Source organism: uncultured Campylobacter sp. (assembly GCF_944323605.1).
Classification (GTDB): Bacteria; Campylobacterota; Campylobacteria; order Campylobacterales; family Campylobacteraceae; genus Campylobacter_D.
The window spans coordinates 105,348-132,245 of record NZ_CALUTC010000003.1; the positions used below are offsets into that span (position 1 = coordinate 105,348).

General features: G+C 31.5%; 30 protein-coding genes. 10 read left to right on the forward strand and 20 right to left on the reverse strand.

Going from position 1 to position 26,898, the window contains the following annotated elements:
• The first annotated feature begins 34 nt into the window (after nucleotides 1-34).
• A complete protein-coding gene (gene purH, locus Q0J35_RS03075; RefSeq protein WP_297193074.1) occupies nucleotides 35-1,576 on the forward strand; it encodes a bifunctional phosphoribosylaminoimidazolecarboxamide formyltransferase/IMP cyclohydrolase in 1,542 nt (513 codons plus the stop codon).
• On the opposite strand, the gene Q0J35_RS03080 is transcribed toward purH, so the two are convergent.
• From Q0J35_RS03080 to Q0J35_RS03120, 9 genes are all read right to left on the reverse strand, one after another.
• Entirely contained in the window at nucleotides 1,568-2,059 is a 492-nt protein-coding gene (locus Q0J35_RS03080) for a hypothetical protein (protein WP_297193075.1), read from the reverse strand. The two genes, purH and Q0J35_RS03080, sit on opposite strands and share 9 nt — an antisense overlap.
• Nucleotides 2,052-2,948, reverse strand: a complete 897-nt coding sequence (locus Q0J35_RS03085; RefSeq protein WP_297193076.1) for a hypothetical protein — start codon at nucleotides 2,946-2,948, stop codon at nucleotides 2,052-2,054. Before Q0J35_RS03085 ends, Q0J35_RS03080 begins: the two co-directional genes overlap by 8 nt.
• Nucleotides 2,949-3,049: 101 nt before the next feature.
• Nucleotides 3,050-3,919 (reverse strand): GTPase Era, encoded by an 870-nt coding sequence (gene era / locus Q0J35_RS03090; RefSeq protein ID WP_297193077.1) that lies wholly within the window; start codon nucleotides 3,917-3,919, stop codon nucleotides 3,050-3,052.
• Complete coding sequence (gene hslU / locus Q0J35_RS03095) at nucleotides 3,916-5,229, reverse strand: ATP-dependent protease ATPase subunit HslU (RefSeq protein ID WP_297193078.1); 1,314 nt, start codon at nucleotides 5,227-5,229, stop codon at nucleotides 3,916-3,918. The genes era and hslU overlap by 4 nt, the downstream gene beginning before the upstream one ends.
• The gene (hslV, locus tag Q0J35_RS03100; RefSeq protein WP_297193079.1) at nucleotides 5,226-5,771 is read right to left on the reverse strand and encodes an ATP-dependent protease subunit HslV; all 546 of its coding nucleotides are present in this window, start codon (nucleotides 5,769-5,771) and stop codon (nucleotides 5,226-5,228) included. Before hslV ends, hslU begins: the two co-directional genes overlap by 4 nt.
• On the reverse strand, nucleotides 5,771-6,214 hold the full coding sequence (rplI, locus tag Q0J35_RS03105; RefSeq protein WP_297193080.1) for a 50S ribosomal protein L9: 444 nt from the start codon (nucleotides 6,212-6,214) through the stop codon (nucleotides 5,771-5,773). The genes hslV and rplI overlap by 1 nt, the downstream gene beginning before the upstream one ends.
• Nucleotides 6,215-6,271: 57 nt before the next feature.
• Nucleotides 6,272-6,820 carry a restriction endonuclease gene (locus Q0J35_RS03110; RefSeq protein ID WP_297193081.1) on the reverse strand — a complete coding sequence of 183 codons (549 nt, stop codon included), beginning with the start codon at nucleotides 6,818-6,820 and terminating at the stop codon, nucleotides 6,272-6,274.
• Nucleotides 6,810-7,703, reverse strand: a complete 894-nt coding sequence (locus Q0J35_RS03115; RefSeq protein ID WP_297193128.1) for an SAM-dependent methyltransferase — start codon at nucleotides 7,701-7,703, stop codon at nucleotides 6,810-6,812. The genes Q0J35_RS03110 and Q0J35_RS03115 overlap by 11 nt, the downstream gene beginning before the upstream one ends.
• A gap of 48 nt (nucleotides 7,704-7,751) precedes the next feature.
• Nucleotides 7,752-8,972, reverse strand: a complete 1,221-nt coding sequence (locus tag Q0J35_RS03120) for an argininosuccinate synthase (RefSeq protein ID WP_297193082.1) — start codon at nucleotides 8,970-8,972, stop codon at nucleotides 7,752-7,754.
• A gap of 131 nt (nucleotides 8,973-9,103) precedes the next feature.
• Here Q0J35_RS03120 and Q0J35_RS03125 point away from each other — a divergent pair, with 131 nt between their 5' ends.
• From Q0J35_RS03125 to Q0J35_RS03140, 4 genes are read left to right on the forward strand one after another with little or no spacing between them, the layout of a single operon-like run.
• Nucleotides 9,104-9,349 (forward strand): RNA-binding S4 domain-containing protein, encoded by a 246-nt coding sequence (locus Q0J35_RS03125; protein ID WP_297193083.1) that lies wholly within the window; start codon nucleotides 9,104-9,106, stop codon nucleotides 9,347-9,349.
• Entirely contained in the window at nucleotides 9,346-9,753 is a 408-nt protein-coding gene (tsaE, locus tag Q0J35_RS03130) for a tRNA (adenosine(37)-N6)-threonylcarbamoyltransferase complex ATPase subunit type 1 TsaE (protein WP_297193084.1), read from the forward strand. Before Q0J35_RS03125 ends, tsaE begins: the two co-directional genes overlap by 4 nt.
• The gene (lptB, locus tag Q0J35_RS03135; RefSeq protein ID WP_297193085.1) at nucleotides 9,746-10,474 is read left to right on the forward strand and encodes an LPS export ABC transporter ATP-binding protein; all 729 of its coding nucleotides are present in this window, start codon (nucleotides 9,746-9,748) and stop codon (nucleotides 10,472-10,474) included. The genes tsaE and lptB overlap by 8 nt, the downstream gene beginning before the upstream one ends.
• A gap of 2 nt (nucleotides 10,475-10,476) precedes the next feature.
• Entirely contained in the window at nucleotides 10,477-11,727 is a 1,251-nt protein-coding gene (locus Q0J35_RS03140; protein WP_297193086.1) for an RNA polymerase factor sigma-54, read from the forward strand.
• A 25-nt stretch (nucleotides 11,728-11,752) separates the two neighbouring features.
• Here the strand turns inward: Q0J35_RS03140 and Q0J35_RS03145 are convergent, their stop codons facing one another.
• Both Q0J35_RS03145 and Q0J35_RS03150 read right to left on the reverse strand, forming a co-directional pair.
• Nucleotides 11,753-12,436, reverse strand: coding sequence for an NYN domain-containing protein (locus Q0J35_RS03145; protein ID WP_297193087.1), 684 nt, complete (start codon nucleotides 12,434-12,436; stop codon nucleotides 11,753-11,755).
• A gap of 23 nt (nucleotides 12,437-12,459) precedes the next feature.
• Nucleotides 12,460-13,527, reverse strand: coding sequence for a tyrosine-type recombinase/integrase (locus Q0J35_RS03150; protein ID WP_297193088.1), 1,068 nt, complete (start codon nucleotides 13,525-13,527; stop codon nucleotides 12,460-12,462).
• A 595-nt stretch (nucleotides 13,528-14,122) separates the two neighbouring features.
• Between Q0J35_RS03150 and Q0J35_RS03155 the strand changes: the two genes are divergently transcribed.
• Entirely contained in the window at nucleotides 14,123-15,094 is a 972-nt protein-coding gene (locus tag Q0J35_RS03155; protein WP_297193089.1) for a putative sulfate exporter family transporter, read from the forward strand.
• A gap of 89 nt (nucleotides 15,095-15,183) precedes the next feature.
• Here the strand turns inward: Q0J35_RS03155 and Q0J35_RS03160 are convergent, their stop codons facing one another.
• The 4 genes from Q0J35_RS03160 to folD form a co-directional block, all read right to left on the reverse strand.
• The gene (locus Q0J35_RS03160; protein WP_297193090.1) at nucleotides 15,184-15,768 is read right to left on the reverse strand and encodes an outer membrane beta-barrel protein; all 585 of its coding nucleotides are present in this window, start codon (nucleotides 15,766-15,768) and stop codon (nucleotides 15,184-15,186) included.
• Nucleotides 15,769-15,949: 181 nt separating this feature from the next.
• A complete protein-coding gene (locus Q0J35_RS03165; protein ID WP_297193091.1) occupies nucleotides 15,950-16,528 on the reverse strand; it encodes an outer membrane beta-barrel protein in 579 nt (192 codons plus the stop codon).
• A gap of 68 nt (nucleotides 16,529-16,596) precedes the next feature.
• The gene (lepB, locus tag Q0J35_RS03170) at nucleotides 16,597-17,427 is read right to left on the reverse strand and encodes a signal peptidase I (RefSeq protein WP_297193092.1); all 831 of its coding nucleotides are present in this window, start codon (nucleotides 17,425-17,427) and stop codon (nucleotides 16,597-16,599) included.
• A 3-nt stretch (nucleotides 17,428-17,430) separates the two neighbouring features.
• Complete coding sequence (gene folD / locus Q0J35_RS03175; RefSeq protein ID WP_297193093.1) at nucleotides 17,431-18,282, reverse strand: bifunctional methylenetetrahydrofolate dehydrogenase/methenyltetrahydrofolate cyclohydrolase FolD; 852 nt, start codon at nucleotides 18,280-18,282, stop codon at nucleotides 17,431-17,433.
• Nucleotides 18,283-18,344: 62 nt separating this feature from the next.
• Between folD and Q0J35_RS03180 the strand changes: the two genes are divergently transcribed.
• From Q0J35_RS03180 to Q0J35_RS03195, 4 genes are read left to right on the forward strand one after another with little or no spacing between them, the layout of a single operon-like run.
• The gene (locus Q0J35_RS03180) at nucleotides 18,345-18,716 is read left to right on the forward strand and encodes a hypothetical protein (protein ID WP_297193094.1); all 372 of its coding nucleotides are present in this window, start codon (nucleotides 18,345-18,347) and stop codon (nucleotides 18,714-18,716) included.
• The gene (gene hemL / locus Q0J35_RS03185; protein WP_297193095.1) at nucleotides 18,703-19,980 is read left to right on the forward strand and encodes a glutamate-1-semialdehyde 2,1-aminomutase; all 1,278 of its coding nucleotides are present in this window, start codon (nucleotides 18,703-18,705) and stop codon (nucleotides 19,978-19,980) included. The genes Q0J35_RS03180 and hemL overlap by 14 nt, the downstream gene beginning before the upstream one ends.
• The gene (locus tag Q0J35_RS03190; protein WP_297193096.1) at nucleotides 19,977-20,246 is read left to right on the forward strand and encodes an AtpZ/AtpI family protein; all 270 of its coding nucleotides are present in this window, start codon (nucleotides 19,977-19,979) and stop codon (nucleotides 20,244-20,246) included. Before hemL ends, Q0J35_RS03190 begins: the two co-directional genes overlap by 4 nt.
• A gap of 29 nt (nucleotides 20,247-20,275) precedes the next feature.
• A complete protein-coding gene (locus tag Q0J35_RS03195) occupies nucleotides 20,276-20,926 on the forward strand; it encodes an ankyrin repeat domain-containing protein (RefSeq protein ID WP_297193097.1) in 651 nt (216 codons plus the stop codon).
• 69 nt (nucleotides 20,927-20,995) lie between these two features.
• On the opposite strand, the gene Q0J35_RS03200 is transcribed toward Q0J35_RS03195, so the two are convergent.
• Genes Q0J35_RS03200 through aroB form a run of 5 tightly spaced genes read right to left on the reverse strand, consistent with a single transcriptional unit; the run spans nucleotide 20,996 to nucleotide 26,888 of the window.
• Nucleotides 20,996-22,387, reverse strand: coding sequence for a glycosyltransferase family 8 protein (locus tag Q0J35_RS03200; protein ID WP_297193098.1), 1,392 nt, complete (start codon nucleotides 22,385-22,387; stop codon nucleotides 20,996-20,998).
• A 56-nt stretch (nucleotides 22,388-22,443) separates the two neighbouring features.
• Entirely contained in the window at nucleotides 22,444-22,974 is a 531-nt protein-coding gene (mog, locus tag Q0J35_RS03205; RefSeq protein WP_297193099.1) for a molybdopterin adenylyltransferase, read from the reverse strand.
• Entirely contained in the window at nucleotides 22,974-24,587 is a 1,614-nt protein-coding gene (locus Q0J35_RS03210) for an ATP-dependent metallopeptidase FtsH/Yme1/Tma family protein (protein ID WP_297193100.1), read from the reverse strand. The genes mog and Q0J35_RS03210 overlap by 1 nt, the downstream gene beginning before the upstream one ends.
• Nucleotides 24,580-25,836 carry a tRNA (N(6)-L-threonylcarbamoyladenosine(37)-C(2))-methylthiotransferase MtaB gene (gene mtaB, locus Q0J35_RS03215; protein ID WP_297193101.1) on the reverse strand — a complete coding sequence of 419 codons (1,257 nt, stop codon included), beginning with the start codon at nucleotides 25,834-25,836 and terminating at the stop codon, nucleotides 24,580-24,582. Before mtaB ends, Q0J35_RS03210 begins: the two co-directional genes overlap by 8 nt.
• Complete coding sequence (gene aroB / locus Q0J35_RS03220) at nucleotides 25,833-26,888, reverse strand: 3-dehydroquinate synthase (RefSeq protein WP_297193102.1); 1,056 nt, start codon at nucleotides 26,886-26,888, stop codon at nucleotides 25,833-25,835. The genes mtaB and aroB overlap by 4 nt, the downstream gene beginning before the upstream one ends.
• Nucleotides 26,889-26,898: the final 10 nt, after the last annotated feature.

Below are 26,898 nucleotides of genomic sequence, written 5' to 3' on the forward strand. Positions count from 1 at the left end.
AGAGCTGAAAAATTTAGACAGCTAAGGAGAGTCGATGAAACGAGCTTTAATAAGCGTAAGTGATAAAAATGGAATATTAGATTTTGCAAAAGAGCTTGAAAATTTAGATTTTGAGTTGCTTAGCACAGGAGGGACTTTTAAGCTTTTAAAAGAAGCTGGTTTGAAAGTAATCGAAGTTAGTGATTTTACAAAGAATGCCGAACTTTTTGAAGGTAGGGTAAAAACCTTGCATCCTAAAATTCACGGTGCAATACTTTATAAAAGAGATGATGAAAAGCATATAAAAGAGGCAAAAGAAAATGAAATTTCAAAGATAGATTTGGTTTGCGTAAATTTATATCCTTTTAAGGATACTACTAAAAAAACAAATGATTTTGATGAGATAATAGAAAATATCGACATAGGTGGTCCAAGCCTTTTAAGAGCTGCTGCAAAAAACCACAAAGATGTTTGGGTGCTTTGCGATAATAATGACTTTCAAACTGTGTTAAATTTTTTAAAAGAAAATGATGAAAATAAGTGCTTACAGTTAAGACAAAAGCTTATGATAAAAGCTTTTGAACATACAGCCCAGTATGATTGTTTTATAGCAAACTATATGAATGAAAGGTTTAATCACGGATTTGGTGCTTATAAATTTATAAGTGCTAAAAAATGCTTTGATACAAAATACGGAGAAAACCCTCATCAAAGGGGAGCTTTGTATGAATTTGAAGATTTTTTTAGTAAAAATTTCAAAGCTTTAAAAGGAGAAGCCTCCTTTAACAATCTAAATGATATAAACGCAGCCTTAAATTTAGCCTCATCTTTTGGAAATTCTCCAGCTATTGCCATAGTAAAACACGCAAATCCTTGCGGCTTTGCCATAAAAGAAAATTTGCTTCAAAGCTATATAAATGCTCTTAAATGTGATACAGTAAGTGCTTATGGTGGAGTTGTAGCTATAAATGGCACTTTAGATGAGGATTTAGCTAATAAAATCAATGAAATTTATATAGAAGTGATTATAGCGGCAAATGTGGATAAAAAAGCCTTGGCTGTTTTTGAAAATAAAAAACGTATAAAAATTTTTACCCAAAATTCAGTTTTTTTGATACCGTCCCTTGATAAATACAGCTTTAAACATATAAATGGTGGTTTTATATATCAAGATAGCGATTATATAGATGAAAATGAGCTTAAAAACGCTAAGCTAGTCAGTGCTAGAAAGGCTAATGAAAAAGAATTTAAAGATCTAGAAATCGCACTTAAAATAGCAGCCTTAACTAAGTCAAATAATGTAGTCTATGTAAAAGATGGTGCTATGGTAGCTATAGGTATGGGTATGACAAGCAGAGTAGATGCTGCAAAAGCTGCTATAATAAAGGCTAGAGATATGGGGCTTGATTTAAATGGCTGTGTATTAGCGTCTGAAGCATTTTTTCCCTTTAGAGATAGCATAGATGAAGCTAGCAAGGTTGGAGTAAAAGCTATAGTAGAGCCGGGCGGCAGTATAAGAGATAATGAGGTGATACAAGCCGCAGATGAATACGGTATAGCACTTTATTTTACGGGCGTAAGACACTTTTTACATTAAATTTATAAATTCTATTTTTACTGTAGTTTTTATAGATAAATCCTCTTTTAGCATTGTTAAATTTGGTGTCAAAAATACATTTTTAGATTTTTGCAAAGAGTTTATGAAAGCTATGCTTTGCTCGAAACTGGATTTAAATTCAAGTAGCACAGTGTGCTTTAAGCTTAGTTTGTTGGATTTTGATGATGTTTGTATGTTTATAAAGGATATTTCTTGCTCTTTGGCTTTTGAGTAAATTTCATCTAAGGCACTTTTAAAATTAGAGTTAAAATTATTCAAAATCTCGTCTAACTCTTTCATTCGCTCGTTTTGTGTAGAAAGCTCGTCTTTTAGCTCACTAACAGTTTTTTGCTTTAAATCAAGCTCTTCATCATTTCTTAGACTAAATGCTAAAAATACGCCTAGCAGTGCCAATAAGATTAAAAGTAAAAATTTTTCTCTAAAATTTAGCCTATTTATGTAAAAAGCTAATTTTTCAGCCATCTTTTAACTCCAAGAAAAGTTTAATGCTGTCGTTTTTTTCCTTGTTTTTAAGTAGAAAAAAATTATTATTATAAAATTCTTGCATAAATTCATCTTGCTCGTCGTATAATTCTAAAATTAGGATTTTTTTATCTATGCTAAAGCTTTTTAACTTTATCTTGTATTTATCAAGCAAATCAAATACATCTTTTAAGTGCATTAAAGATACAGTGGTATCAAAATAAGCTTCTAGCTCTTTTACAAGCTCATCTTTTTTGTTTATATGAATTTTATTGTTTTCTATCTTGTTTTCAAGAAAGTCTTTGTCTATCTTTTCATCAAAAAATCCATACACATAAGGATAAATAATCCCTATAAAAAAGCTAATCAAAAAACTTAATACGCAAATTTTTAGGAATTTAGTAGAGCTTCTTGTAAAAAGCCTAGAATAATTCAAACTTTGCTCTGGCTTTACAAATTTAAGTAGTTTTTCATCTATATTTTTATCTAGCTCTTTAAATTTTAGTTCAGATATTTTGTTTAATTCTTTTATATCCTCGTCTTTTGCATTTTCTACAAGCAAAATTTCGCTTTTGTATTCCCTGCAAAGCTCTAGTATATAACTGTCTTTGATAGATGATTTGTATGTTTTACAATACAGTATTTTTTCCTTATCAAAAAAGGCAGAGAAAATAAAATCATCTTTGAAGCTTAAAAGACAAAAATATCTTTCCTTAAGATTTAAAAAGGAAGCTAACTGTTTAAAAAGTGCTATTTTAGGCAAGATCAACTCGGCTTTTTTATCCAAATCACTATATTTACTTAAGAAAATTTCTGCAAATTCATCATAAATTTTATAAGACATAGCATAAGAAAAAATCTCTTTTAAATTTAATTCCTTAGATGCCATATCAAAAAGCAACTCTTCTGATACGTCTTTTTTATCTTTTAGATTTAATTTTATACATAAAATTTTATCAAAGTCTAAAATTTGAGTTTTTTGCTCTTGCTTTATGAGTTTAAAAGTTCGTCCAAGAATTTTTTATCCTTTATCCAAGCTTTTTTTACAGATACAAAGAGCTTTAAATTTACCTTCTTAAAAGAAAAGCTCTCAAGTTTTTTTCTAGCTTTTATGCCAAGCCTTTTTATTGCTTGTGCGTTTTTGCCTATAAGTATGATTTTATGGGCATTTGTATCTGTGATTATTAAAGCTTTTATATGTAAAATATCTTCTTTTTCTATAATGCTTTCTATCAAAACATCGCTACTATAAGGCAGCTCATCACTAAAGCTTTCAAATATAGCTTCTAGTATAAGCTCTTTATAAATATCCTTTTCATTATCCGGGCTTAATATATCCGTTTCGTAATAATATTTATCAAAGTTAAGATATTTACAAAGTTCATCAAGTAAGGGTTTTCTATGGCTTTTAGCTTTAAAAGAGTAGGGTAGTAAGGCTTGAAAATGAGAGCTAAATTTTTCGTATTCTTTTATCTTGCTTAAAAGCTTATCTTGAGGTAGTAAATCTATCTTATTTAAAAGTAAGATATGAGGTTTTTTGGAATTTAAGCTTAAAAATTCCTCGTAATCTTTTGTGCTATCTTTTGCACTAACAACAAAAAGCACTATATCACAATCATTTATCGACTTTTTAGCACTTTCTATCAAGGTTTGATTAAAAAGCTTATCACTTTTATGAAGTCCTGGGGTATCTACAAATATAAGCTGATTTTCACCGTGCATTACTATGGCACGTATTTTTCTACGAGTTGCATTTTTTTTGTGAGATACTAGGGCGATTTTTTCGCCCATTAAAGAATTTATAACAGTGCTTTTGCCAGCATTTGTTCTACCAACAACGCTTATAAAGCCACTTTTCACAAAATATACCTAGCTAAATCTTTGTTTTCTACTATATCCTTAAGCTTATCTTGCACCATTTCCTTATCTATTTTAAAGGTTTTATTTTTATACTCATCGGCTTCAAAGCTAATATCTTCTAAAAGATTTTCTATGACAGTGTGAAGTCTTCTAGCACCTATATCTTGCATTTCTTCATTTGCCTTACTAGCTATTTCTGCTATTTCTTTTATAGCCTCATCATCAAAGACAAGTTTTACTTTCTCTGTTTTTAGCAATTCTTGATACTGCTTAAGTAAAGAATTTTTAGGTCTAGTTAAAATTTCATAAAGTGCTTTAGCTGTCAAGCTATCAAGTTCTACTCTTAAAGGAAAACGACCTTGAAGTTCTGGTATCAAGTCGCTTGGCTTGCTAAGATGAAAAGCTCCAGCTGCTATAAAAAGTATATGATCCGTTTTTAACGCCCCAAATTTAGTCTGCACCGTGCTTCCCTCAACGATAGGAAGCAAGTCTCTTTGAACCCCTTCTTTACTAGGATCTTGTCTATTTGAGCCTGAAACTGCTATCTTGTCTATCTCGTCTATAAAGATAATTCCCTCATTTTCCGCTCTTCTTAGGGCTTCAGCTTTTATGCTTTCCATATCTAAAATTTGTTCAATAGCTTCGTTTTGAAGAGCATTTTTTGCATCTTTAATCTTTAATTCTTTTTTTACCTTTTTATTTCCAACGCCTATAACTTTTACTATGTCTTGCATAGCCCCCATTTCTGGCGGTAAATTTGGATTTGTATCAAAAAAGTTTTGTGAAATTTCTATCTCTATCACACTTTCGTCTAAATCCCCATTTCGTAGCTTTGTTCTCATCTTTTCAAGGCTATTTTTATACTCTTCTTGTTTTTCTTCACTGACCCCTTTTGGTAAAGGCGGTAGTAGTTTTTCTAGTATTTTTGTTTCTATGTATTCGTTTATTTTATCTTGTTTTTTTTGTCTTTGCTCGTTTTTAACCAAATTTAAAGCAGCATTTGCAAGATCTCTTACCATACTTTCAACATCTCTTCCCACAAAGCCAACTTCAGTATATTTGCTAGCTTCCACTTTTACAAATGGAAAGCCAAGCATTTTTGCAAGTCTTCTTGCTATCTCTGTTTTTCCAACACCGGTTGAGCCTATCATCAAAATGTTTTTTGGTATAATATCATCTTGAAGTTCGGGTTTTAATTTCATACGACGGTATCTATTTCTAAGGGCTATAGCTATAATCTTCTTTGCTCTTTTTTGTCCGATTACGTATTCATCTAAAAATTTTACTATCTCTTTTGGTGTTAAATTCATTCTTTCACATCCTCTATGCTATAAGTATTTATATTTGTATTCGTATAAATGCAAATTTCACCGGCTATCTCAAGACTAGTTCTTACTAATTTTTCCTCATCTAGTTTTGTATGCTTTGCTAAGGCTCTAGCTGCTGCAAGTGCATAGTTTCCACCACTTCCTATAGCTGCTATGGCTCCGTCTTCTGGCTCAACTACATCTCCTGTGCCTGATAATAAAAATATATTTTTTCTATCTAATACAAGCATCATAGCTTCTAGCCTACGCAAAAATTTATCCTTTCTCCACGCTTTTGAAAAGTCTATAGCGGCTTTTAAAAGGTCTCCTTTTGAGCTTTGCAATAAATTTTCAAACATATCAAAAAGCATAAAAGCATCTGCTGTGCTTCCAGCAAAACCAGCCAAAACTTTACCGTTGTGTAGTTTGCGAATTTTAACAGCATTTCCTTTCATAACAGTATTTCCAAAAGAAACCTGTCCGTCTCCTCCTATTACCGACTTATTTTTTCCTTTATATGCTAAAATGGTAGTTGCGTGAAACATTACTGTGCCTTTACTTCTAGTTCAAAGTTAGCGTGTATGCTATGTCCTAGCTTTACGCTTATCTTGTGTTTTCCTATCTCTTTTATATTAGAACACTCTAGACTTTTTTTGTCTAATTCTATATTTTTTTGTTCTTTTAAAGCTGTGGCGATTTCCTCTTTTGTGACTCCACCAAACAAATGCCCATTTGCTCCAAGTGGTTTTGTTATGCTTATGCTTATTTTTTCTAACTCATCTTTTAGTTTTTCTAAATTTGCTAGTTCAAAACGCAGTTGTTCGGCTTCTTTCTTTTTGTCGCTTTCATATTTCCTTAAAACTTCTGTTGTAGCTGCTTTTGCGTAGCCTTTTGCTATTAAGAAATTTTGCCCATATCCGTCTTTTACTTCTTTTACTTCTCCAGCCTTACCAAGACTTTTTACATCTTTTATAAGCAAAACTTTCATCTTATATACCCTTTCTTACTTATTGAAAATCTTTATTTTAGCAAAAGAGATTTAAGATTAGGCAAAAATTTCTTTCAAATCATTAGTAAAATTTGAAATATCTTTAAGTTCTTTTAAATTCAGGGTGAGTTTTAAATTTACTTGATTTCCAGGATTCATAGACACAAGCTGTTTTTCTTTATTGTTGATTATCATAAAATCTTTTTTTAATTTATGATTGTATATATAATCTTTACTTTTATTTATTATATAATAATGCAAAGACTTAGTGCTTATAGCTATAAGTATTATATAATCATAATTATATTTAGGATTTATACCATTAAATTGAAAAGTATCTCTATTAATCCCTTTTCTAGCGGTTTTAATTTCTATTTTTTTAGAATTTGAAATCATATCAAATTCATCGTGTATCACATCTTTGTCAAAATCTTCAAATGGTATATTTAAAAACTTAAAAACTTCTTTTACAAATTTTTCCCCTATCTGTCCTACAGCGTTTGCTTCAAAAAGTAAAATTTTTTCAAAAATACCTCTATCTTGTTTGTTTTTAAGTTCGTTATATTTTTCATCTATAAGCTCTAACAATATATTTTCAATTTTCATCAAAACCCTCATCTTGCAAAAGCTTAAATATATGAGATTTGCCTATATGCCTACAACCATTAGTAGCCAAGGAGCTATATTTTTGCCAATTAGCTTTTAAAAAAATTTCATCAAGCTTTTTTTTTGGGGCATTTTCGCTATATACTATAGCTATTCCGCTTTTGTATTTAACTTCATTAAAATCTTTAACAACAGAATTTTCTTTAAAAAATGTGCTTGATAAATAAAAATTTGCCTTCTTGTTAAATATATACTCTTTTCCACATTCTCTGTTCTTAGCCAAAGACACTGTTAAAACTTTTAAGATGCTTGAAAAAGGCTCTTGTTTTTCTTTTTGTTTATACCAACTAAATTCAGTATTTAAAGCCTTGTATTTTTTACTCCAAATTTGAAAACAACACTTTACATCTTTTTCTTTTCCATTTGCTAGATAAAATGAATTTTTAGGTAGGCTTTCTTCATAAAGCAGATTAAAATTTTTAATACGGTAACGAATCGAGCCTTTTCCCAAGCTTTGAAAAAACATAGGCAAGATAAAACACACAAAATCAGCTTCTTTTGAGTGGTTTATAAACTCTAATGCTAAAACACCACGGTGTCCAAATGGGGGGTTTCCTATCACTATTAACGGCTTTTTTGGTAAGCTAAAATCCAGATAATTCATTTTAATTATATCAAAATTACTGTCGTTTATATCTATGCCTATTTTGTTTTTGGGTAAAAGTTCATAAAAGCACCCATTACCAACACTTGGTTCAAGCCAAGTGTATTTATCTATATTTTCATACTTAGATATGATTTCTTTGCTTTTTTCAAAAAGTTTTTTTGCCACAGTATGCTTTGTAAAATACTCATCAAAAAAATTACTAGCATTTTCTTTCATTGTATTACCATTTACATACTTTAAAACCTTTTCATTTTTTTTCACAGTTTAAAATTTCCTTCCATTTTTTCCTGCGATTATAAGGCGTAGAGCATTTAGCTTTATGAAACCTTCGGCATCTTTTTGATTATAAACTTCATCTTCTTCAAAAGTTGAGTAAGCAGCGTCAAACAAGCTATCACTAGCACTTTCTCTACCAAGAACTATAACATTTCCTTTGTAAAGCTCTAAAAACACCTTGCCATTTACATATTTTTGCGATTCGTCTATTAATGCTTGTAGCATAAGCCTTTCTGGGCTAAACCAAAAACCATTGTATATAAGATGTGCGTATTTTGGCATAAGTTCGTCTTTTAAGTGTGCGGCTTCTTTATCAAGAGTTATGCTTTCTATAGCACGGTGAGCCTTTAAAAGTATAGTGCCTCCCGGAGTTTCATAACAACCTCTACTTTTCATACCAACAAAACGGTTCTCTACTATGTCAAGGCGACCTATACCGTGTTTAGAACCTAGCTCGTTTAGTTTTGTCAAAAGGGCGGCAGGACTTAAAACTTCGCCGTTTATAGCGTATAAATCACCTTTTTTAAATTCAAGCTCCACTTTTTCGCTTTCATCTATCGCTGTTTTAGGGCTTTTACTCCATCTCCACATATCATCTTCAGGTGCTTTTGCAGGATCTTCTAAGATAAGACCTTCATAGGAAATGTGAAGTAAATTTGCGTCCATAGAGTAGGGCGATTTGCCTTTTTTCTTTGATATATCAATGCCGTGTTTTTGAGCATAAGCAAGCAATTTCTCACGGCTATTTAAGTCCCACTGTCTCCAAGGTGCTATTATCTTTAAATTTGGATTAAAAGCTAAATATCCAAGCTCAAATCTAACCTGATCATTACCTTTACCAGTCGCTCCGTGACTTACCGCATCGGCTCCAGTTTGTATAGCGATTTGTGCTTGAGTTTTAGCTATCAAAGGACGGGCTATACTAGTGCCTAAAAGGTATTCGCCTTCGTATATAGCGTTTGCTCTAAACATAGGAAAAACATAGTCTTTTACAAATTCATCTTTCAAATCTTTTATAAATATATTTTCTTCTTTTATTCCTAAGGCTAGGGCTTTTTTTCTTGCGTCCTCTAGCTCATCTCCTTGTCCTATGTCAGCTGTAAAGGTTACCACCTCGCACTTATACTCATCTTGTAGCCATTTTAAAATTATGCTTGTATCAAGCCCACCAGAATACGCCAAAACTACTTTTTTTACGCTATCTTTCATACTTTTTCCTTTATTGTTTTAAAAGTATAATTGTAGCTAAAAATATTTTAATTAAAGCTCTAAAAAATAAAAAATGAGAAAATAAGCATTTTTTGTTCCAATTTTTTTTCTTTTTTGTTAAAATTATAAGTATGAGAGTGGATAAATTTTTAAATGTTGTAAATATCACAAAAAGAAGAGCCATATCAGAAGATATGTGTAGAAGTGGTATAGTAAGCATAAATGGAAATATCGCAAAAGCTAGTAAAGAGATAAAAATAGGCGATGTTATAAGCTTAAATTTAAATAGCGGTGTGCGAAGTTACAAGGTTTTAGCCTTGCCAACTGTTAAAAATATAGCTAAAACAGAGCAAAGCAAATATGTAGAGGTTTTATGAAAGAATTTATACTAGCACAAGATGAGTTAGATAAGCTTTGCGTTTTGATTCCAAATGAAGCCATAGTGCTTTTAAGTGGAGATTTAGCAAGTGGAAAAACAAGTCTTGTAAAAGCCATAGCTAAGCAAAAAGGCGTAAAGCAAGATATAAATTCCCCTACATTTAGCATAATGCAAAGCTATGAAGCTAAAGAGTGCAAAATTTATCATTATGATATATATCAAAATGGTATAAAGGCTATCTTGCAAAATGGCTTGTTTGAAAATTTTTTCGAAAAAGCTTTACATTTAGTAGAGTGGGGCGATGAAATTTTACAACAAAGACTTAAGCTTTTTGATTTGCATAGCATTGTTATAAAGATAGATTTTTTTAACGATAAAAGAAAGTATGAATTTTATGAGTAAATTAGAGGTTAAAAATTTAGAAAAGATTATCAAAAAAACAAAGATTATACACGGAATTTCTCTTGAAGTTAATAGCGGGGAGGTTGTGGGTCTTTTGGGTCCAAATGGGGCTGGAAAAACTACTACCTTTTATATGATATGCGGTCTTATCCCTCCAAGTGCTGGTTCTGTGTTTTTAGATGATATAGACATAACAAAAGATCCATTACATAAACGAGCTAGAAAAGGTATTGGCTATCTACCGCAAGAAAGTAGCGTGTTTAAAGATTTATCCGTAGAAGATAATCTACTCTTAGCAGCACAAATTTTTTACAAAGATAAAGACGATTTGCATTCGAAGATAGAAGAAACTCTAGAGCTTTTAAGCATAGAGCCTATAAGGCTTAGAAAAGGTTTAAGCCTTAGCGGGGGCGAAAGAAGAAGGTGCGAGATAGCAAGATCTTTAATGTGTAATCCAAAATTTTTACTACTTGATGAGCCTTTTGCTGGAGTTGATCCTATAGCAGTTTCTGAAATTCAAAGTCTTATAAATGAGCTTAAAAAACTAGGCATAGGAGTGCTTATAACGGATCATAATGTAAGAGAAACTTTGGCAATCTGTGATAGAGCCTATGTGATAAGGGCTGGAAGTGTTTTAGCAAAGGGTAGTGCTAATGAGATAGCACATAATAAAGATGTTAAAAAATACTACTTAGGAGCGGAGTTTAAACTCCTTGATTAAATATGTTAAAGCAAAAACTAAATCAAAGTCAAAAAACAAAGCTATCGCAAACATTGCGTTCGTGGCTTCCTATACTTCAAGCAAACATAGAGGACTTAAAAGAAAGCTTAGATGAATTTACAAAGGATAATCCTTTTGTAACAGTCAAAGAAAATGCCATTTCGCACGATAAAAAAAATAAAAATTTTTACGACAGCTTTCATAAAAATTCTGTAAGCGATACCTTAGAAGCTATGAGCGTCAGTAAAAAAAGCGTTTATGAGCTTTTGGACGAGCAAATACTTCCGCCCCTTTTTCCAACGCAAAAATCCCAAGATATAGCCTTTAAAATCATACAATGCCTAAATAATGAAGGCTATTTTGAATACGATAAAGAACTCTTAAAAGACTTTAACGCAGATGAAGTAGAAAGGATAAGGCAGAGATTTAAATTCTTAGAACCTGTGGGAGTAGGGGCTTTGGACTATAAAGAAGCCTTTGAATTTGCCTTAGAAAATGAGGAGCTTGATGATGAGCTTTATGACTTTTGTATAATGCTTGTAAGGGATTTTGAAAACGTGCAAGCCTACGTAAAAGCACCTCTTTACAAAGAAGCACTTGCTATCATAAAGAAATTTAGCATTCCGCCTTTTATAGAGTATTTTGACGATAGCACCCAAATCACGCCGGACATATACATATATAGAGATTCTAACGAAATAAAAGTAAAAATAAATGATGAGTATTATCCTGAAATTTCTTTAGAAACGGATTCTATGACACACGAATTTTTAAATTCCTATATAAAGGAAGCTAAAAATTTAATAGACGCTTTGGAGATGAGAAAGGCTACACTTTATAAAATAGGGCTTATGATAGTAGAACATCAGTATGATTTTTTTCTTGGCAAGGATATAAAGCCTATGAAATTACAAGACTTAGCAGAGGATTTGCAAAGAAATCCATCTACCATATCAAGAGCCATAGCAAATAAACACCTAGCTTGTGAAAGAGGCATAATACCGCTTAAAAATTTCTTTTCTGTCGCACTTGATGATGAGGGAGAGACTTCAAATGCGGCTATAAAAGATTATATATCAAATTTAATCAAAAATGAAAATAGACAAAAACCTCTTAGCGATGAAAAGCTTTTATCGCTCACGCAACAAGAATTTAAAAGCATACAAATAGGGCGACGCACCATAGCAAAATACAGACAACAACTAAAAATAGCAAATTCAAGCGAAAGAAAAAAGCTTTACGAGCTTTCCTAAAAAAGATTTGTTAGAAAACTTCTAGCTAAGCTTCTTTTTTAAGCAAAAAATAAGTAGTTTTTTCCAGTTTTTCCTCAAATTTTTTCATCTTTGGCAAAAGCTCTCTAATTAAGGAGCGAAAATTTTTAAAACCATAATTTTGTGGGTTAAAATCAGAATACTTATGCTTCATATTTGTGCTAATTTGTGCATATTCAGCACGTCCTTTCTCATCTATAAGTTGCTCTATGATATTAATCAAAGCGTTTAAATAATCCTCGCTTAAAATACCTTCTTTTTTATCGTATTTATCCAAATAAAAAAAGTCGCTAAAAGCATTTACGTATGATTTTATAGATTTTTCAAGCCCCATTCCTATAACTTGCTTTTTGTTTTCTCTTAGCTTTTGCACCAGTGAAGTATAATCACTATCGCTTGAAACGATGACAAAAATATCTATATTTTTTTCATAAAATATACTCATGATATCAGTGATTAAATACATATCGCTTGAGTTTTTGTTTGCTGCAAAATTAAATTGCTGCATTGCGATTAAAGAATGCTCGGCTACTTTTTCTTTCCAGGCTTGAATGCTTGTTTGAGTACAGTCTCCATAAATTCGTTTGATTAATATTTCTCCATAATCTGAAGCTATATCAAAAATACTCTTAGCATATTTTGCAGCAATATTTTCTGCATCTATAAAAATCGCTATACTTTTGTTATCCATTTTTAACCCCCTTTATAAAGCAATCACTTCTTTTCGCTTACTTCTTTAGCTACTTCAGCGGCAAGACGAAGTTTTTCATTATCAAAATGCGTATAAATTCTTGATGTATTTAAAGAAGCGTGTCCCAAAGCTTCTTGCACCAAAACCAAATCTTTTTGTTTTTTATAAAGTAGGGTGGCAAAAGTATGCCTTAGCATATGTGCTCCATTTTTTTGTTTGCGAATTCCAGCCTTAAATAAAATTTGCTCCACTATCCTTGAAACATAAGCTTGAGTTAGGGACGAGCCTTTGTTGTTTGTAAAAAGAAGATTGTCTTTGTTGTTGTAATTTATGTTGATTTCATTTAAAAGATGAGAGATTAATTCCTTTTTTACCATAACCACGCGGTATTTATTGCCCTTACCTCTAATCCTAAAAACATAAAGATCATTTTCCTCGCTTATATCTTTTAGCTTTAAATTTATCGCCTCGCTTACTCTTATGCCCGTAAAGATGATGATTTTGATGATAAGCTGGTTTCTTGCTGTATTTTTCTTAAAATCTGACTCATCTATAGCTTCTAAAAAGCTTACAAGCTCATCTTCGCTCATATATTCGGGGAGCTTTTCACCTCTTAAACCACTTATACCAGCCCAATTTTTAAGGCTTATATCATATACGTGTGCCTTGCCTTCCTCCTCGTTTTGTTTGTCTAAGAAGTCAAAAAAATTCATCATAGAAATTCTATAATTTTTCTTTGAAGCATCTGAAAGTGAGGCTGTTATACTTGCTAATACCTCTATGACAAGCTCTTCATCGATTTGTTTCATAGAATAAAGCTTGTAATTTATCAAATTTTCATACATCTTTTTTAGAGGTATAAAATACGTATTAACGCCGGTAAGTCCAGCATTTCTAGCTCTTTTTGCAAGAGAATCAAGCTCCTCTATGTGTTTGACATTGCGAGATAGGGCAAAATTTACTGCTGCTAACTCATTTGCGTTTTTGACTTCCTTATTAGACAAAGAATTTAGCTTAAATTTAACATAGCGAGTAAGCCAAAAGAGTAGAGAGCTTTTAAAATCTTCCTCACAGTCGAGCGGATATTTCATAAAATCTACCTTAAAAAAAGATTTTAAATAATACAGTAAAAAAATGAATTTAAAAAATAATTAAAGATAGATTTTGTATTTATACAAGGTCTAAAAAATAAAAAAATATATTTTAAACTCTTTATAAATATATATTAAAATAAACTTAAATAATATGTAAAATTATATGATAAAAGGTAAATTTATATCTATATTATAATTTTGTATTGAAAACTATAATTTTCAAACTTTTTTAAAAATACAAAAAGCTATACTCTACTATCTTTTATAGGCTCTATTTTAAGGTATTTAAAGGATTTTACTTTTTATCAGACAAGAATTTATCCATAAAATTTTATATCTTTTTATACTAAAAAATTTAAGCATAAGAGTTCTAAAAATATTTTATTTTAAAAATTTATATTTGTGATTTTTTATATTAATTTATATTTTATATTTATATTTTTATCAAATTAAACTATAAATGATAAAACTTAGCTTAAGATTTTTTTCTCTTATCTACCCTATTTTTAAAATACCTATGCTATTTTTTGCTTAAAAATTGATAAATTTTTATTTTTTAGATAAAATACTTTCAAAAATTTAAGGATAAAATTTGTTATATTTTAAAGGTATTTTGCTTACATTTTTACTAGCACTGTTTTCAATATTTTTTGTTAAGTTAGATTTTATAGCTTCTTTTCACATATCAGCTCTTATCTTTGCTATACTTTTTGGGCTTGTTTTTTCTTTTTTGTATAAGGCTAAGGCTTCATCTTTAGAAAGCGGGGTTTCTTTTTCTGCAAAAAAACTTTTAAGGTTTGGCATAATTTTATATGCTTTTAATCTCTCTTTGACAGAACTAAGTCAAGTTGGCTTTTTAGGTATATTTTTTGCCATACTTTTGCTTACTTTTACCCTTGTTTTTGGTTTTTTTGTGGCTGTAAAAATTTTTAAGCTAGATAAAGAGCTTGCTATACTTATTAGTGCTGGGACGGCTATTTGTGGTGCAGCAGCGGTTTTAGCACTTGAATCTGCCTTAAAAACAAAGTCTAGCAAAGCTTTTGTAGCGGTTTCAACTGTGGTTGTTTTTGGGCTTTTGGCTATGTTTATTTATCCTTTATTTTACGGGGTTTTTTCTTTTGATGAAAAGCAAATGGGTATCTTTTTGGGACTTTCCTTGCACGAGGTGGCAAATGTAGTAGGAGCTGGTGCTTTTATAAATGAAAATGTGGCAAATATAGCACTTATAACAAAGATGATAAGGGTTATCTTGCTTGTGCCTGTTTTGCTGATACTTCCCCTACTCTTAGATAAGAAAATGGAAAAAAGAAAGCTTCATATACCTTATTTTGCTTTAGTATTTTTGCTTTTAATCTTTGTAAATTCTTTTATAGCACTTCCAAGCTTTGTAGTTGAACTTTGTAAATTTTTATCATTGCTTTTTCTTGCTATGTCTATGTGTGCTTTGGGACTTCAGTTTGACATAGCTAAATTTAAAGAATCAGGTAAAAAAGCTTTTGGCTTTGCCCTACTTTTAACTTTATTTGTAGCTTTTTTAGCCTTTGTTTTAGCTTTGCTTTTTTAAAACATTTATAAGACTCTAAAAAATAAGATATTTAAAAATGTGATAAAAGATTTAAGAAAGGCAAAAGGGACAAGCCCTTTTGCGTGGTATTAGAAGTTGTAAGAAGTTCTAAGACCTATGATAGAGTTGTCAATATCTTCAGAATTGTAAAGACCTGTTCTAGTGTAAAGTTCTGTAGAGAATTTAGAACCAAATAGTTCATAATTTACTCTAAGACCAAGGTTTAAACCTAAATCAATGCTATTATATTTATCGCCTAATTGAATTCCTGCTACTTTATAGCTTTGTTCAAAAGTAGCATAACCAAGACCTAGACCACCAAATACACCAAATTCTGTACCACCTGAGCTGAAGTTGTAGATAGCATCAGCATTTACATAGATATTCCAAGGAGCTTTTATATGATATGGATCATCTTTATAAGCACCACCGAAATCTATGTTAGCATAGTATCTAGCACCAAAAGTGTCGCTAAACATTTGAGTATAACCACCATATACACCAAATCTTAAAGCAGATTTATAATCTCCACCTGTTAGACCTAACCAAGAGATTTTATCTCCAGCTGAACCATATCCCCAGCTAAGACCTGCAAAATATCCACTTTCTTCAGCAACAGCAGCAGAAGAAACCAAAGCTGAAGCAACAGCTACACTAGCTAAGAATTTTTTCATAGCAAATTCCTTTATAAAGAAAATTCATTGTTTTTTACAAAACAATCAGCCGAAATTCTAGCTAATCTTTTCTTAATAAATACTTAATTGTGGCTTATTTTAGGTTTTTGAGTGAAAATTTTAAGAATAAGGCTTATAAAATAATAGTTTAAGATATGGCACAAACCATATCTTAAGGGTTTTAAAAGAGATAAGAGGTTCTAATGCCTATTTGAGAATCGCTACCGTTTAAAACAGAATCTATAAGTCCGGTGCGGGTGTAAAGCTCTGTGCTAAATTTAGAACCAAAAGCTTCATAATTTATCCTAGCTCCTAAGTTTATGCCAAGACCTAAGCCTGTTTCGCTATTAGAATACCTTCCTGCAGTTTCTTTTCCGCTTATAAAGCCAAGTGCTACACCGCCATAAACAGAGTATTCTAAATCGCCTTGCTCTAAGAATTTGTATAAGACATCAGCATTTGCGTAAAGATTTGTAGTAGAATAATGAGGATTATTCTTTCCTTTTGTGTAATCCGTTCCAAAATCTAAGCTAAGATAATATCTAAAGCCCAAATTCGCATCTCTCATATCTGTATAACCGCCATAAAGTCCGAATCTATGCCCTGTGTAAGCATCACTACCAATCAAACCTAGCAAAGATATACCATCGGTAAAAGAGCCGTAAGCATAGCTTAAACCTGCGAAGTAATTGTCACTTTCAGCCATAGCAGAGCTAGAAAGAACGCAAACTAAAGCTGTAGAAGCTAAAATTTTTCTCATAAGTTTCCTTTATTTTTAGTAAAAGCGTGATTTTAACCTATAAAAGTTAAACAATTCTAAACAAAATTTTAATCCCCGTTTTCTCTTATAAATTTTTCATCATTTTGCAAGGTATCTACAAAACGCCCTACCCTATCCCAGCGGATATTTCTTTGGCTGTCTATGGAAAAATACACAAACCAAGGCTTACCTACTATGTATTTATAAGGCACAGAACCCCAAAAACGGCTGTCTTCTGAGTCTGTTCTATTATCTCCCATCATAAAATACTCGTTTTCAGGCACTACAAAGCTGTAAGCATTTGCACCAGAAAAGCCCATTTCTCCAAATTCTGATAAATTTTCTGCTTGCATTGCAAATTTGTCTAAAGATAAGGCGATTTGAAAAATTTCATTTAAATCCCTGCCTTTATCATAGTGAATTCCTTTGTTTTTATAAGGCTCTTTCACAAAGAGTTTATTTTTTATATACACAAGATCATTTGGGTAATGCTTTTTCATATACTCATCGCCCTCGCTCATGCTTACATAAAGGGCATTTGCGGTGATTATGACTTCATCGTTTCCCTTTGCAACGCATCTTTTTACGAAATGAATTTTTGGCTCTTTTGGATACCTAAAAACCACTATATCGCCTCTTTGCGGTCCTTTTGCAGAGATTAAATGCCCATCGCCGTCAAAATCAGGCAAAACAGGAAGTTCTATCCAAGGTAAATGTGGGGTCGGTATGCCATAAGAAAATTTTTTTACAAATAAAAAATCCCCCACAAGTAAAGAATTTTTCATAGAACCGCTAGGTATGGTAAAGGCTTGGATACAGAAAAATAGAAGCAAAAGGACTATGATTATCGTGCCTAGCCACGAATTTGAAAAGGAGCTTAGTTTTTTAAAGAAATTCATTTTTTAACCTTGTTTTAGTCTATTTTTAGCGGATTTGATAGTATTTTTAAGAAGCATTGCTATAGTCATAGGACCTACTCCGCCCGGCACAGGACTTATAAAAGAGGCTTTTTTACTAACATTTTGAAAATCAACATCGCCTACTAAAACACCATTTACTTTATTTATACCCACATCTACTACTATAACACCTTCTTTGACCATATCAGCCTTTAGCAAATTTACGCAACCAGCGGCACAAATTATAAGCTCGGCTTCTTTTGTATAAAGGCTTAGATCCTTTGTTTGCAAATGACAAATGCTAACAGTAGCACCTTCGTTTAAAAGCATAGCCGCCATAGGCTTTCCTACTATATTTGAAGCACCTATGACAACGGCATTTAAGCCGCTTAGTTTTATATCATAAGCCCTTAAAAGCTCTATGATACCGGCTGGAGTGCAAGGCAAAAACGAACCTTTTATATCACTATGCAAAAAGCCTACATTGCTTGGGTGAAAACCGTCTACGTCTTTGTTTGAATTTATGCTTTGTATGATTATGTCTTTGTTTATATGCTTTGGTAGAGGCAATTGAACTAAGATACCATCTATACTATCATCGTAATTTAGCGTGTTTATGAGTGCTAAAAGCTCGCTTTGAGTGGTTTCTTCATTTAGCTCGTAAAGTATGGACTTTATGCCACAAGATTCACAAGCTTTGGTTTTGTTTGTAACGTAAGTTTTACTAGCTGGATTATCTCCTACTAATATAACCGCTAATGCCGGTAGTATAGAATTTTGCCTTAGTAATTCTACTTCTTGTTTTATCTCATCTTTGATTTTTTGACTTATTTTTTTGCCGTCAAGTATAGTCATTTATATCCTTTTAAAAATAAAAAGTGTATTATAACACAATCTTTATTTATCAAGGTTGCTTAATGAAAATAATATTTTTTACTGTTTTATTTTTATTTTTTTTACAAGCAAATTTACAAGCAAATGATTTTATAAGTGCGAAAGAATACTCTAAAATGCTTTATGAAAACCCACGTGGCATAGGTTGCAATAAATGCCACGGAGCAAATGGAGAAATGCAAATTTTAGGACATTATGAAAAAAAGGGCAAAAGAACAGCTTTTGTCGTGCCTAGCATACAAAATTTAGGCTTTGAGGAATTTAAAAAATCATTAAACGAAACAAAAGAAGCAAGTAGTATAATGCCTAGTTACTCTTTAACAGAAAATGAAATTTTAGTTTTGTATAATTATATACAAGAAAAAACCAAGGAGCAAAACAATGCAAAGCAATGAACAAGCTTTTAAAGAAGCGTTAAAATACATACCAGGCGGTGTAAATTCGCCTGTAAGAGCGTTTAAGTCTGTAAATGCAAATCCACTTTTTATAGAAAGCGGAAAAGGTGCTTATATAAAAGATATAGAGGGAAACTCTTATATAGATTTTGTGCAAAGTTGGGGTCCTTTGCTATTTGGGCACTGTGATATTGATATAATGAAAGCTTGTAAAAAAGCTCTTAAGAAAGGTTCTTCCTTTGGAGCCCCTACTTTGATAGAAACAAAACTTGCAAAAGCTATTTTAAAAGAATTTAAACACATGGATAAAATTCGTTTTGTAAGCTCTGGAACAGAGGCAACTATGTCCGCTATAAGACTTGCTAGAGGCTACACAAATAAGGCTAAGATACTTAAATTTGAAGGTTGTTATCACGGGCATTCTGATTCCTTGCTAGTAAGTGCTGGAAGCGGTGCTGCTACTTTTAACACACCGTCTTCTTTAGGAGTTTTGCAAGAGGTGGCTAATAATACATTAGTCGCTACATACAATGACATAAAAAGCGTAGAAGATCTTTTTGAAAAACACAAGGATATAGCCTGTGTTATAATAGAGCCAATAGCTGGAAATATGGGCTTGATACCTGCGAAACTTGATTTTTTGAAAAAACTTAGAAAATTATGCACTGAAAATAAAACCTTGCTTATCTTTGATGAAGTTATGAGCGGTTTTCGTGCTTCTTTGAAGGGTTCTTTTGGTATAAATGGCATAGAAGCTGACATAATAACTTTTGGTAAGGTTATAGGAGGGGGATTGCCTGCGGCTGCATTTGCTGCTAAAGATAAAATAATGCACATTTTAAGCCCTTTAGGCGGAGTGTATCAAGCAGGTACTTTGAGCGGAAACCCTCTTGCAATGGCTGCTGGACTTGCTAGTCTTAAAAAGGCAAAAAAAGATAAAAATCTTTACAAAAGGCTTGGAAAATTAGCCCAAAGTCTTAGCACTGGCTTACAAGAAGCGGCGAATATAGCTAATATCCCTTTGCAAACCTGCTCGGTAGGCTCTATGTTTGGCTTTTTCTTTAATGAAAATGAAGTGAATAATTACAAAGACGCTATGAAGTCAAATTTAAAGCACTTTGCCTCTTTTCATAAGGCTATGCTAAAAAGAGGGGTTTATCTTGCTTGTTCGCAGTTTGAGGTTGGTTTTATCTGTGATAAAATGAATGAAAAAATTATAGATAAGACTATAAATGCAGCCTTTGAGAGTATGAAAGAACTATGAGTAAAAGAGCTAAGATAGTAAAAGAAAGCGTAAAAGCAGCCGATGGGCTTTCTCTTGGAATTTCCATTGTGGTTGCTGTGCTGATAGGGATTGGTATAGGGTATTTTTTAAAGGATCTTACTGGCTCTTTGGCATTGTTTTTCTTGGGCGTGTTTATAGGAGTTGGGGCTGCTATACTTAATGTATATAAAGCGTATAAAGCACAAGTTAAAGAATACGAGGAATTTAAAGAGGATAAAAGATACCAAAAAGATGAGTTTCAATGAAAATAAAATAAATTAAAAGGAAAGAGCAAATGAGTAAAATTAAAATGCTCTTTTGTAGCCTTTTGTGTTTGAATTTGGCATTTGCTCAAGTGCAAAATATGAAAAAAGATGATTTTTTTAAAGCTGTCAAAGAATCAAATATAGACAAGATACAATACTTTTTAGAGGGTGGTTTTGATATAAACGCAAAAGATGAAAGAGGTAGAAACGCTATACTGATAGCAACTTATAAGGATGATGTAAAACTCGTTAAATTTTTATATCAAAATGGCGGAGATGTTAATGATAGAGATGAGAATTTAAATTCGGCTTTTTTGTATGCAGGGGCAAATGGAAAGCTTGAAATTTTAAAGATAATACATAAAAAAGCTAAGGTAAATTCCGTTTTTAACCGCTTTGGCGGAAATGCTTTGATACCAGCTTGTGAAAAAGGGCATTTTGAAACTGCTAAATTTTTGCTAGAAAATACAGATATAAATGTAAATCACGTAAATAATTTATCTTGGACTGCCTTGTTGGAAGTTCTCATTTTAGGAGACGGGAGTAAAAAATATGTAGATATAACAAGGCTTTTGCTAGAACACAAAGCAGATAAAAATATAAAAGATAATCAAGGCAAAACAGCTATTGACTACGCTAAGGAAAGGGGATTTAAGGAGATAGAGAAGCTTTTGAGGTAAGCTAGGCTAAATGATCTTGCTTAGCTCGTATTTATGTATTTTCACTTCCTTTTAAACTCCCTCTTTATCCTACGCACATCTTTCATAAATTTTAGATACTTCAATGCCCCCCCCCCGTTTCATATTTTCTATCAATGCTTCACCTAATTTATATGTGATACACTCTTTTTCTTTTAAAGCCTCTTCATAATCAGGATAGCTTTCAAGTGAAGGAAGTTTAAAAAAAGAATTTGTTTTTATCTTTTCATTATAAATTATTTGTTCTTTTTTATGTTTATCTTTTATATAAGATAAAATAAAAGGCATTCTTATATAGCCTAAGATACTTTTTGAATTTAGTATCAAAGCTTGTCCAAGTTTATAAGCTAAGTGATTGTGTACTCTTTCTTTGGCTGTGCCAAAATTTTTTAAAAAATTCAAAAGATTTTTAGTAGAGTTTAAATTTTGTAGCATACTGTCCAATTTCTTTTGCTTATCAATTACATTGTTTTGCAAGTTTATTTTTTCATTTTCTAGCTTACTTATAAGTTTTTCTTGTAAATATATATCTTTTTTAAATACTATAAGCTCGTAAAATGGGCTATGTTTAGCATATTCCCACCAAATATCTGCTTTTTCTGAATCTGGATAATACCAAGGTTTTATACCTGCAGCATAGTGTAAGATACAAACATCTTTCTTACTTTCTTCAAAATCTGCAAGCATAGTCATTTGCGGCATAGTTTTGTAGTGTTGTCTCTGCGTTTTGTAAAAACAAACCTCATTATTGTATCTTAAATCTAAGAATTTTACCCTATTTTCAAGCATAGCATTAAATACACACTGATCCATAAATATAGGTTCTTTAATATCTTTTAAGGTATCTAAAAAGCATTCTAAAAAATTTATACTATTGCATTGTTTGATATTAAAAAGTAAAACACCAGAGTTAAAATATTGTTTAGTTTTCATTTTCAAGGTATTTTTTACATAATTACTAAAATGTGTATTTGAATTCAAAGTAATACCTAATATAATTGGTAAGTCTGCAACCACACCTAAAAACATATCCTCAAGTTCTGTATCAAAAAGATCTTTTAAATCTTTTAAAACAATGGTATCAACATCTATATACAAAATTTTTTCATAATACTTAAATACGATTGGTATAAAAGAGGGATAATACACAGCGTCGGTATAGTATAAACGCGTAAATAATATTCTTTCTTGTTTTAGTTTTTGTGCTAGATGACTTATATCAACAAACCTTAAAGAAAAATTACTTTTTGTTATCATGAGTTGAAGTTTTTTAATTGAATTTATGTGTAGTTTCTCATCGTGTAATATTACTATATCATAGTTTGAATCTGGATTTGAATTTTTTATGACAGATGTAAGCAAAACAGAAAAATAAAAGCTGTAATTATCATCAAAAATAAAACATAAATTTATGCTATTTTTGTCAAAACAAGGTCTTATCATCTTATCTCTTTTAGGGATTTTGTATCATTATATCAAAAAAAAAAAAAAAACAAAATTTATTTTTTAGGTCTAAAAGCCTTAATGAGTTCCTCATTTGTCTGTATGCAAGCACCACCTATTAAGTCTATGCAGTAAGGTATGGCTGAAAATACTGGTTCTAAACACTCTTTTATCGCCTTTGGCTGACCGGGTAAATTTATGATAAGGCTTTTTTTTCTTATACCAGCTACTTGCCTTGAAAGTATAGCAGTTGGCACGAATTTTAAGCTAACTCTTCTCATTTCCTCTGCGAAACCGGGCAGCATTTTATCGCAAATTTCTTCTGTAGCTTCTGGGGTTACGTCTCTTAAAGCTGGTCCCGTGCCACCTGTGCTTAAGATCAAATCGCATTTTTTATCATCGCTTAGGTATATTAGCTTTTGCTTTATCAGTTCGTATTCATCTGGTATTAGTTCATAATGAAAGATCATTTCATTTTTTATGTAGCTTTGTAAAAGTTTTTTTATCTCTTTGCCTGATTTGTCCTCATAAACTCCGGCACTAGCCCTATCGCTTAATGTGAGAATTCCTATATTTACAGTATCCATTACATTTCCTCATTTAAAACCGTCGCTACATCTGTGCTTTCAAGCTTTTCTTGCTCTAAAAGCAAATCCGCAAGTTTTATGACCTTATCTTTCATAGCACTTATATAGTTTTCTATCTCTTTTTTTTGCTCTTCTAAAGAGAAATTTTCGCTCATATCAAAACTTAGCATAAAATTTACAAGCTCTTTTACCTTTGCTAAATCGTTTTGAGAATTTGTGTAAGTTTCATTACAAATTAGCTTCATAGCACAGCTTCCGGCTAAATGAACCTTTATTTTATTTAAAAGCTCTGATTTTGATTTTATGTGTTTTTCGTATTCTTTAAATCTATCCTCTATCAATGTTATCTTATCAAATCCTACATCAAAATAATAAGCAGAAAGTGCTTTTGCCGCTTGATATGTAGCTTGAATTTTCTTTTCCTCATCGCTAAAGCTTAGAATTTTTTTCTTGCCAGTTAAGACCTTGTTTAAAACCGCAAAGAAATCGCTCTCTTCAACTGTGCTCGCCTCTCGTCTTAAAGCGTTTATGGCAGCTTCATTTACTAAGGTTTCAAGAGCAGCACCGCTAAAACCAACTGTAGCTTTTGCTATGACTGTTAAGTCGGCATTATTTTTTTTATCGCTCATATAAATTTCTAAAATTTTAAGCCTATCTTTAAAATCAGGCAAAGATAAAAAGACCCTCCTATCAAAACGACCAGAACGAAGCAAAGCAGGATCCATTAACTCTATCTTGTTTGTAGCAGCTATAACTATAACCCCGCTATTATCCTCAAAGCCGTCCATTTGCGTTAAAAGCTGATTTAAGGTATTATCTCTTTCTACGTTTGAAATTTCTCCCCTAGCCTTGCCTACCGCATCTATTTCATCTATGAAAATTATACTAGGAGACATCATTTTCGCTCTTGAAAAAAGCTCTCTTACCCTTTTTGCACCCATACCTACATAAATTTCAACAAAAGAAGCTCCACTTTGATAGAAAAATGGCACCGAAGCTTCTCCTGCAACAGCCTTTGCGATAAGTGTTTTTCCAACACCAGGAGGTCCAACCATCAATACTCCCTTTGGCATTTTGATACCAAAGTCTTTGTATTTTTTAGGATTTTTGAGAAAATCAACTATCTCATTTAATTCTATCTTAACATCATCAACACCAGCAACATCATCAAAGCTTATATTAGAAATAACGGGCTTTATGGAATTTGCATAGTCTAAATTTGAAATAGCATTTTGACCTTGCTTTGGAGCTGGTTGTATAGGAAAGGAAGTCTTTTTTTTTGCAAAATAAAGTATAGAAAAAAGCATAGCAAATAAAGCCGTTAAGACAAAGGTAAAAAATAAAAAATCATAATCCTTTTTTAACTCTATTGGCACTTTTCTTAAAAGCTCATCTATATCTATGCCCTCTTTTATGATGACATAGTTTGAGCCAGCGGCTTTAAAGATGATTTCATTATCTTTTAGTATAGCCTTTTCTATCAAATTTTTATCTAAAAAGCTTTGATATAAAGCTTTGTCTATATATTTTGGCTCGTTTTTGATATAAACTATAGCAAATAAAATAAGCAAAACAAGCAAAGAGCTAAATATAATCTTTTTATTCTTACTCAAAATTTACTCCTAAAATTTTATTACAATCCTCGCACACTTCGTATTTATCGGCATTTAACCATTTTTTTAACAAATTCTTATCACTTTTTATTTTGATTTTATTATAAAACTGATCATAGCCTTCAAAATAATTTAGTTTTTTTTGTTCGATTAAAATTTCAAGTATTTTATCTTTATTTTGCTTTCTAAATTCGTAGTTGTTGTTTTTGACTATATTTTTTAATGTATGCAACCTTTCTTTTGCCACTGCTTTTTCTATATTATTTTTCATAGACGCTGAAGCTGTGCCTTTTCTAGGAGAAAATATGAAAGCGTGTATATGTGTGAGTTTAAAATCCTTAAAATGCTCTAAGGCATCTTGCCATATCTCATCGCTTTCTCCCGGGTGTGCTACTATAAAATCACTACCTAAAGCAAAACCTTTATCTCTAAGATAAGCAAACAAAGCCTTATCTTCTTCTAGTTTTGATCTTCTTTTCATTATTTTTAGCATAGTATCATTAGTATGTTGAAGTGCTATATGCAAATGTCTTTCTAAAATGCTTTCATCTAAAATTTCTTTAAAACTATCATCTATTTGACTTGGTTCTAAACTACCTAATCTAAGTCTTTTTAAGCCTTTTAGTTTAAAAATTTTTTGCAAAAGCCTTCCTAAGCTACTTTTTTCTTTTAATCCGTAAGATCCTATGTTTGTGCCTGTTAAAACAAGCTCACTGTGTCCATTTTCAAGCAAAATTTTGCATTGATTTAGTATGTAATTTTCATCAAGGCTTCTTGATTTTCCTCTTACAGAAGGTATTATGCAGTAAGAGCAGTTAAAATCGCAACCCTCTTGTATTTTAACAAAGGCTTTTGTATGCGTTTGAAAAGAGCTTAGCAAGGTGCTATCTTTAAATTTTAAGTCCCCAAACTCCATAAATTTAGAATTTGAAAGCAGTAAGGAATTTATTTTATCTTTATTTGAAGCTCCTAATATGCCAAAAATCTTTCCTTCATCTAGCATAGTTTTTGCCTTATCCAAGCCACAACCTGTTAAGACTATCTTAACACCTTTTTTTTGCATAGAATTTACATAAGCTTTTGTAGTGTTATCGGCAGAATTTGTAACCGTGCAAGAATTTACTATGATGATATTCGCATCTTTTTCATCATTTATAATCTCATAATCTTTTATGTAAGACTTTAAAAGCTCTGTATCATAGATATTTGTCCTGCAACCAAAGGTTTTAAAATACACCTTTTGCTTCATTTAAAAGCCTCTAATGTATGTAAAATAGCGTCTTTAGGCACATCATCTTTTATAAAAGCCTTTCCTAAGGCTGATAAAAGTATGAAATTTATTTTTTTATTATGGCTTTTTTTATCTAGAAAAAAGGCTTGATAAAATTCATTTACATCATTTATTTTATAGTGCGTAGGCAAGTCAAATTTCTTTAAAATTTCAACAACCCTTTTAACTTCGCTTTCTTTTAAAAGTCCCAAATTTAAGGCTAAGTGATTTGCCATATTCATACCTATAGCGACAGCTTCGCCGTGCAAAAATCTTTTGTAATTTGTTTGATTTTCGATAATATGTGCAAATGTATGCCCGTAGTTTAGCAGCATTCTAAGAGAATTTTCTTTTTCATCTTTGCTAACTACATCTGCTTTTAAAGCTATGCTTTTGTCTATTATCTTAGAATAAATAGCGTCATCAAGACTGTTTTCAAAAAAAGCTTTTTCGTCTATATTTTCTATAAAATCTAAAATTTCTACATCAAAACTTAAAGCCATTTTTATAAATTCAGCCATACCAGCACTAAGTTCTCTTTTTTCTAAGGTTTTTAAAAAAGAGCTTTCGCAATAAACTGCCTTTGGTTGCTTGAAAGTGCCTATTAAATTTTTACCAAAAGAGTTATTCACACCCGTTTTTCCACCGACTGCAGCATCCACACAGGCTAATAAGGTTGTAGGTATATTTACAAAATCAATTCCTCTTTGATATATACTAGCAACAAAGCCTACAATATCGCTTACAACTCCTCCACCAAAAGCTATAAGAGTGCTTTTTCTATCTAGCTTTGATACAAAAAGCTGGTTTAAAATTTCCTCAACTGTGATTAAATTTTTGTATTCTTCGCCATCTTTTATACTTATTACAAAAATTTCATCAGCTTCTATCTTTGATAATAAGCTTTGCAAATGAAGCCCGGACACTTTTGCATTGCTTACTATGGCTACCTTACCTTTAAATTTTAACTTATCTAGTTCATTTATAAAAACTTGATAAGAATTTTCTTTTAATTTTACTTCTACTTTCATAGTCTATATT

What these genes read in the sequence shown, in the direction of transcription:
- purH (WP_297193074.1), top strand. Translation starts at nt 35, where the DNA reads ATGAAACGAGCTTTAATAAGCGTAAGTGATAAAAATGGAATATTAGAT.
- Q0J35_RS03080 (WP_297193075.1), bottom strand. Translation starts at nt 2,059, where the DNA reads ATGGCTGAAAAATTAGCTTTTTACATAAATAGGCTAAATTTTAGAGAA.
- Q0J35_RS03085 (WP_297193076.1), bottom strand. Translation starts at nt 2,948, where the DNA reads ATGGCATCTAAGGAATTAAATTTAAAAGAGATTTTTTCTTATGCTATG.
- hslU (WP_297193078.1), bottom strand. Translation starts at nt 5,229, where the DNA reads ATGAATTTAACACCAAAAGAGATAGTAAAATTTTTAGATGAATACGTA.
- hslV (WP_297193079.1), bottom strand. Translation starts at nt 5,771, where the DNA reads ATGTTTCACGCAACTACCATTTTAGCATATAAAGGAAAAAATAAGTCG.
- rplI (WP_297193080.1), bottom strand. Translation starts at nt 6,214, where the DNA reads ATGAAAGTTTTGCTTATAAAAGATGTAAAAAGTCTTGGTAAGGCTGGA.
- Q0J35_RS03110 (WP_297193081.1), bottom strand. Translation starts at nt 6,820, where the DNA reads ATGAAAATTGAAAATATATTGTTAGAGCTTATAGATGAAAAATATAAC.
- Q0J35_RS03115 (WP_297193128.1), bottom strand. Translation starts at nt 7,703, where the DNA reads ATGAAAGAAAATGCTAGTAATTTTTTTGATGAGTATTTTACAAAGCAT.
- Q0J35_RS03120 (WP_297193082.1), bottom strand. Translation starts at nt 8,972, where the DNA reads ATGAAAGATAGCGTAAAAAAAGTAGTTTTGGCGTATTCTGGTGGGCTT.
- Q0J35_RS03125 (WP_297193083.1), top strand. Translation starts at nt 9,104, where the DNA reads ATGAGAGTGGATAAATTTTTAAATGTTGTAAATATCACAAAAAGAAGA.
- tsaE (WP_297193084.1), top strand. Translation starts at nt 9,346, where the DNA reads ATGAAAGAATTTATACTAGCACAAGATGAGTTAGATAAGCTTTGCGTT.
- lptB (WP_297193085.1), top strand. Translation starts at nt 9,746, where the DNA reads ATGAGTAAATTAGAGGTTAAAAATTTAGAAAAGATTATCAAAAAAACA.
- Q0J35_RS03140 (WP_297193086.1), top strand. Translation starts at nt 10,477, where the DNA reads ATGTTAAAGCAAAAACTAAATCAAAGTCAAAAAACAAAGCTATCGCAA.
- Q0J35_RS03145 (WP_297193087.1), bottom strand. Translation starts at nt 12,436, where the DNA reads ATGGATAACAAAAGTATAGCGATTTTTATAGATGCAGAAAATATTGCT.
- Q0J35_RS03150 (WP_297193088.1), bottom strand. Translation starts at nt 13,527, where the DNA reads ATGAAATATCCGCTCGACTGTGAGGAAGATTTTAAAAGCTCTCTACTC.
- Q0J35_RS03160 (WP_297193090.1), bottom strand. Translation starts at nt 15,768, where the DNA reads ATGAAAAAATTCTTAGCTAGTGTAGCTGTTGCTTCAGCTTTGGTTTCT.
- Q0J35_RS03165 (WP_297193091.1), bottom strand. Translation starts at nt 16,528, where the DNA reads ATGAGAAAAATTTTAGCTTCTACAGCTTTAGTTTGCGTTCTTTCTAGC.
- lepB (WP_297193092.1), bottom strand. Translation starts at nt 17,427, where the DNA reads ATGAATTTCTTTAAAAAACTAAGCTCCTTTTCAAATTCGTGGCTAGGC.
- folD (WP_297193093.1), bottom strand. Translation starts at nt 18,282, where the DNA reads ATGACTATACTTGACGGCAAAAAAATAAGTCAAAAAATCAAAGATGAG.
- Q0J35_RS03180 (WP_297193094.1), top strand. Translation starts at nt 18,345, where the DNA reads ATGAAAATAATATTTTTTACTGTTTTATTTTTATTTTTTTTACAAGCA.
- hemL (WP_297193095.1), top strand. Translation starts at nt 18,703, where the DNA reads ATGCAAAGCAATGAACAAGCTTTTAAAGAAGCGTTAAAATACATACCA.
- Q0J35_RS03190 (WP_297193096.1), top strand. Translation starts at nt 19,977, where the DNA reads ATGAGTAAAAGAGCTAAGATAGTAAAAGAAAGCGTAAAAGCAGCCGAT.
- Q0J35_RS03195 (WP_297193097.1), top strand. Translation starts at nt 20,276, where the DNA reads ATGAGTAAAATTAAAATGCTCTTTTGTAGCCTTTTGTGTTTGAATTTG.
- Q0J35_RS03200 (WP_297193098.1), bottom strand. Translation starts at nt 22,387, where the DNA reads ATGATAAGACCTTGTTTTGACAAAAATAGCATAAATTTATGTTTTATT.
- mog (WP_297193099.1), bottom strand. Translation starts at nt 22,974, where the DNA reads ATGGATACTGTAAATATAGGAATTCTCACATTAAGCGATAGGGCTAGT.
- mtaB (WP_297193101.1), bottom strand. Translation starts at nt 25,836, where the DNA reads ATGAAGCAAAAGGTGTATTTTAAAACCTTTGGTTGCAGGACAAATATC.
- aroB (WP_297193102.1), bottom strand. Translation starts at nt 26,888, where the DNA reads ATGAAAGTAGAAGTAAAATTAAAAGAAAATTCTTATCAAGTTTTTATA.